This window comes from Pseudomonas sp. GD04019 (genome assembly GCF_029837695.1).
Taxonomy (GTDB): domain Bacteria; phylum Pseudomonadota; class Gammaproteobacteria; order Pseudomonadales; family Pseudomonadaceae; genus Aquipseudomonas.
The window spans coordinates 1-5,551 of the sequence record NZ_JAOEEA010000025.1; the positions used below are offsets into that span (position 1 = coordinate 1).

2 tRNA genes and 3 rRNA genes are annotated in these 5,551 nt (G+C 52.0%); all 5 read right to left on the minus strand.

Annotated elements, in window-relative coordinates:
* Nucleotides 1–93 precede the first annotated feature (93 nt).
* The 5 genes from rrf to N7607_RS23005 all read right to left on the minus strand — a co-directional run bounded on the left by rrf (nucleotide 94) and on the right by N7607_RS23005 (nucleotide 5,285).
* Nucleotides 94–209 (minus strand): 5S ribosomal RNA (gene rrf, locus N7607_RS22985).
* A 139-nt stretch (nucleotides 210–348) separates the two neighbouring features.
* Nucleotides 349–3,240 (minus strand): 23S ribosomal RNA (locus N7607_RS22990).
* A gap of 231 nt (nucleotides 3,241–3,471) precedes the next feature.
* Nucleotides 3,472–3,547 (minus strand) — tRNA-Ala (locus N7607_RS22995).
* A gap of 31 nt (nucleotides 3,548–3,578) precedes the next feature.
* Nucleotides 3,579–3,655 (minus strand) — tRNA-Ile (locus N7607_RS23000).
* 93 nt (nucleotides 3,656–3,748) lie between these two features.
* Nucleotides 3,749–5,285 (minus strand): 16S ribosomal RNA (locus N7607_RS23005).
* The 16S, 23S and 5S rRNA genes sit together here with 2 tRNA genes alongside, the layout of an rRNA operon.
* Between the last annotated feature and the right edge of the window lie 266 nt (nucleotides 5,286–5,551).

Genomic DNA, 5,551 nt, shown 5'->3' on the forward strand with positions numbered 1-5,551 from the left:
ACCGCATGCGTCGATCCCGGTTGCTGACTAATTTTTCGCCCGTAAAAAGCCAAACCCCCACCCGCTTGCGCGGATGGGGGTTTGGGGATAGGAGCTTGACGATGACCTACTCTCACATGGGGAAACCCCACACTACCATCGGCGATGCGTCGTTTCACTACTGAGTTCGGGAAGGGATCAGGTGGTTCCAACGCTCTATGGTCGTCAAGCAATTCGGTTGGGGACTCGGTGTTTAGTCGTTTCCCCGAATGGGTATGTGATATGTGGCGTTGCGGTCCTTAGCGAACTTTCGGTTCGTTTGTCGACTTCACCATACAACCCACAATCATCAGATTGTTTGGGTGTTATATGGTCAAGCCTCACGGGCAATTAGTATTGGTTAGCTCAACGCCTCACAGCGCTTACACACCCAACCTATCAACGTCGTAGTCTTCGACGGCCCTTTAGGGAGCTCAAGGCTCCAGTGAGATCTCATCTTGAGGCAAGTTTCCCGCTTAGATGCTTTCAGCGGTTATCTTTTCCGAACATAGCTACCCGGCAATGCCACTGGCGTGACAACCGGAACACCAGAGGTTCGTCCAACCCGGTCCTCTCGTACTAAGGTCAGCCCCTCTCAAATCTCAAACGTCCACGGCAGATAGGGACCGAACTGTCTCACGACGTTCTAAACCCAGCTCGCGTACCACTTTAAATGGCGAACAGCCATACCCTTGGGACCGGCTTCAGCCCCAGGATGTGATGAGCCGACATCGAGGTGCCAAACACCGCCGTCGATATGAACTCTTGGGCGGTATCAGCCTGTTATCCCCGGAGTACCTTTTATCCGTTGAGCGATGGCCCTTCCATACAGAACCACCGGATCACTAAGACCTACTTTCGTACCTGCTCGACGTGTCTGTCTCGCAGTCAAGCGCGCTTTTGCCTTTATACTCTACGACCGATTTCCGACCGGTCTGAGCGCACCTTCGTACTCCTCCGTTACTCTTTGGGAGGAGACCGCCCCAGTCAAACTGCCCACCATACACTGTCCTCGATCCGGATGACGGACCAGAGTTAGAACCTCAAGCATGCCAGGGTGGTATTTCAAGGATGGCTCCACGCGAACTGGCGTCCACGCTTCAAAGCCTCCCACCTATCCTACACAAGCAGGCTCAAAGTCCAGTGCAAAGCTACAGTAAAGGTTCACGGGGTCTTTCCGTCTAGCCGCGGATACACTGCATCTTCACAGCGATTTCAATTTCACTGAGTCTCGGGTGGAGACAGCGCCGCCATCGTTACGCCATTCGTGCAGGTCGGAACTTACCCGACAAGGAATTTCGCTACCTTAGGACCGTTATAGTTACGGCCGCCGTTTACCGGGGCTTCGATCAAGAGCTTCGCTTGCGCTAACCCCATCAATTAACCTTCCGGCACCGGGCAGGCGTCACACCCTATACGTCCACTTTCGTGTTTGCAGAGTGCTGTGTTTTTAATAAACAGTCGCAGCGGCCTGGTATCTTCGACCGGCATGAGCTTACGGAGCAAGTCCTTCACCCTCACCGGCGCACCTTCTCCCGAAGTTACGGTGCCATTTTGCCTAGTTCCTTCACCCGAGTTCTCTCAAGCGCCTTGGTATTCTCTACCCAACCACCTGTGTCGGTTTGGGGTACGGTTCCTAGTTACCTGAAGCTTAGAGGCTTTTCCTGGAAGCATGGCATCAACCACTTCACGTCCAAAAGGACGCTCGTCATCAGTTCTCGGCATTAAGATCCCGGATTTGCCTAAGATCTCTGCCTACCACCTTAAACACGGACAACCAACGCCGTGCTGGCCTAGCCTTCTCCGTCCCCCCATCGCAGTAACTAGAAGTGCAGGAATATTAACCTGCTTCCCATCGACTACGCATTTCTGCCTCGCCTTAGGGGCCGACTAACCCTGCGTCGATTAACGTTGCGCAGGAAACCTTGGTCTTTCGGCGTGCGAGTTTTTCACTCGCATTGTCGTTACTCATGTCAGCATTCGCACTTCTGATACCTCCAGCAAGCTTCTCAACTCACCTTCACAGGCTTACAGAACGCTCCTCTACCGCATCACTTACGTGATACCCGTAGCTTCGGTGTATGGTTTGAGCCCCGTTACATCTTCCGCGCAGGCCGACTCGACTAGTGAGCTATTACGCTTTCTTTAAAGGGTGGCTGCTTCTAAGCCAACCTCCTAGCTGTCTAAGCCTTCCCACATCGTTTCCCACTTAACCATAACTTTGGGACCTTAGCTGACGGTCTGGGTTGTTTCCCTTTTCACGACGGACGTTAGCACCCGCCGTGTGTCTCCCACGCTCGGCACTTCCAGGTATTCGGAGTTTGCATCGGTTTGGTAAGTCGGGATGACCCCCTAGCCGAAACAGTGCTCTACCCCCTGGAGTGATACGTGAGGCGCTACCTAAATAGCTTTCGAGGAGAACCAGCTATCTCCGGGCTTGATTAGCCTTTCACTCCGATCCACAGGTCATCCGCTAACTTTTCAACGGTAGTCGGTTCGGTCCTCCAGTCAGTGTTACCTAACCTTCAACCTGCCCATGGATAGATCGCCCGGTTTCGGGTCTATACCCAGCGACTAAAGCGCCCTATTAAGACTCGCTTTCGCTACGCCTCCCCTATTCGGTTAAGCTCGCCACTGAATATAAGTCGCTGACCCATTATACAAAAGGTACGCAGTCACCCAACAAAGTGGGCTCCCACTGCTTGTACGCATACGGTTTCAGGTTCTATTTCACTCCCCTCTCCGGGGTTCTTTTCGCCTTTCCCTCACGGTACTAGTTCACTATCGGTCAGTCAGTAGTATTTAGCCTTGGAGGATGGTCCCCCCATATTCAGACAAAGTTTCACGTGCTCCGTCCTACTCGATTTCACTTCTAAGACCTTTTCGCGTACAGGGCTATCACCCACTATGGCCGCACTTTCCAGAGCGTTCCGCTAAAATCAAAGAAGCTTAAGGGCTAATCCCCGTTCGCTCGCCACTACTAAGGGAATCTCGGTTGATTTCTTTTCCTCAGGGTACTTAGATGTTTCAGTTCCCCTGGTTCGCCTCTTGCACCTATGGATTCAGTACAAGATACCTAGGTTATCCTAGGTGGGTTCCCCCATTCAGAGATCTCCGGATCAAAGTCTGTTTGCCGACTCCCCGAAGCTTATCGCAGGCTACCACGTCTTTCATCGCCTCTGACTGCCAAGGCATCCACCGTATGCGCTTCTTCACTTGACCATATAACCCCAAGCAATCTGGTTATAGATTCGTAACGTGAAGACGACATTCGCCGAAAATTCGCGCTTGAACTCGCAAATTTTGCCTTGATTTGCTGAATGCAGTGAAACATTCAACAAGTCACTTCTATCACATACCCAAATTTTTAAAGAACAGTTCTGGCGCAAAGACCAGAAATCAACATTGAACTACCAATGTTCATTTCTGAGCTTTCAGCGATTATCGAGTTAATGGTGGAGCCAAGGAGGATCGAACTCCTGACCTCCTGCGTGCAAAGCAGGCGCTCTCCCAGCTGAGCTATGGCCCCATCTACGGACTTGGCCACATCCCTTGACAATTGGTGGGTCTGGGCAGATTCGAACTGCCGACCTCACCCTTATCAGGGGTGCGCTCTAACCAACTGAGCTACAGACCCAATCGTCTAACTCTCGGGTCTAAACCCAATCGCTTTTCGCAAGTGAATCAAGCAATTCGTGTGGGAACTTATGAAGAAGCTGAAGTCTTCGATTAAGGAGGTGATCCAGCCGCAGGTTCCCCTACGGCTACCTTGTTACGACTTCACCCCAGTCATGAATCACTCCGTGGTAACCGTCCCCCTTGCGGTTAGACTAGCTACTTCTGGAGCAACCCACTCCCATGGTGTGACGGGCGGTGTGTACAAGGCCCGGGAACGTATTCACCGTGACATTCTGATTCACGATTACTAGCGATTCCGACTTCACGCAGTCGAGTTGCAGACTGCGATCCGGACTACGATCGGTTTTATGGGATTAGCTCCACCTCGCGGCTTGGCAACCCTTTGTACCGACCATTGTAGCACGTGTGTAGCCCTGGCCGTAAGGGCCATGATGACTTGACGTCATCCCCACCTTCCTCCGGTTTGTCACCGGCAGTCTCCTTAGAGTGCCCACCATAACGTGCTGGTAACTAAGGACAAGGGTTGCGCTCGTTACGGGACTTAACCCAACATCTCACGACACGAGCTGACGACAGCCATGCAGCACCTGTGTCTGAGTTCCCGAAGGCACCAATCCATCTCTGGAAAGTTCTCAGCATGTCAAGGCCAGGTAAGGTTCTTCGCGTTGCTTCGAATTAAACCACATGCTCCACCGCTTGTGCGGGCCCCCGTCAATTCATTTGAGTTTTAACCTTGCGGCCGTACTCCCCAGGCGGTCGACTTAATGCGTTAGCTGCGCCACTAAGATCTCAAGGATCCCAACGGCTAGTCGACATCGTTTACGGCGTGGACTACCAGGGTATCTAATCCTGTTTGCTCCCCACGCTTTCGCACCTCAGTGTCAGTATCAGTCCAGGTAGTCGCCTTCGCCACTGGTGTTCCTTCCTATATCTACGCATTTCACCGCTACACAGGAAATTCCACTACCCTCTACCGTACTCTAGCTCAGTAGTTTTGGAGGCAGTTCCCAGGTTGAGCCCGGGGATTTCACCTTCAACTTGCTGAACCACCTACGCGCGCTTTACGCCCAGTAATTCCGATTAACGCTTGCACCCTTCGTATTACCGCGGCTGCTGGCACGAAGTTAGCCGGTGCTTATTCTGTTGGTAACGTCAAAACAGCAAGGTATTAACTTACTGCCCTTCCTCCCAACTTAAAGTGCTTTACAATCCGAAGACCTTCTTCACACACGCGGCATGGCTGGATCAGGCTTTCGCCCATTGTCCAATATTCCCCACTGCTGCCTCCCGTAGGAGTCTGGACCGTGTCTCAGTTCCAGTGTGACTGATCATCCTCTCAGACCAGTTACGGATCGTCGCCTAGGTGAGCCTTTACCTCACCTACTAGCTAATCCGACCTAGGCTCATCTGATAGCGCAAGGCCCGAAGGTCCCCTGCTTTCTCCCGTAGGACGTATGCGGTATTAGCGTTCCTTTCGAAACGTTGTCCCCCACTACCAGGCAGATTCCTAGGCATTACTCACCCGTCCGCCGCTGAATCAGAGAGCAAGCTCTCTTCATCCGCTCGACTTGCATGTGTTAGGCCTGCCGCCAGCGTTCAATCTGAGCCATGATCAAACTCTTCAGTTCAATACTGCTTGGGTTTTGAGAAAACCCTAAACTTGGCTCAGCAATCGCAAATAAACTCTCGAATTCACGAGTGTTACTTGTGTTGCTGATAATCAGTTGACTACCAGTCTTACTTCACAAGCACCCACACGAATTGCTTGATTCAGTTGTTAAAGAGCGTTTCGGCGAAGTCTTTCGTCTCAACCGAGGCCGCGCATTCTACAGCAGCCTTTCAATCTGTCAAGCTGTTTTTGAAGAATTTTTCGTTTCTTCTCAACCGCTTGCGC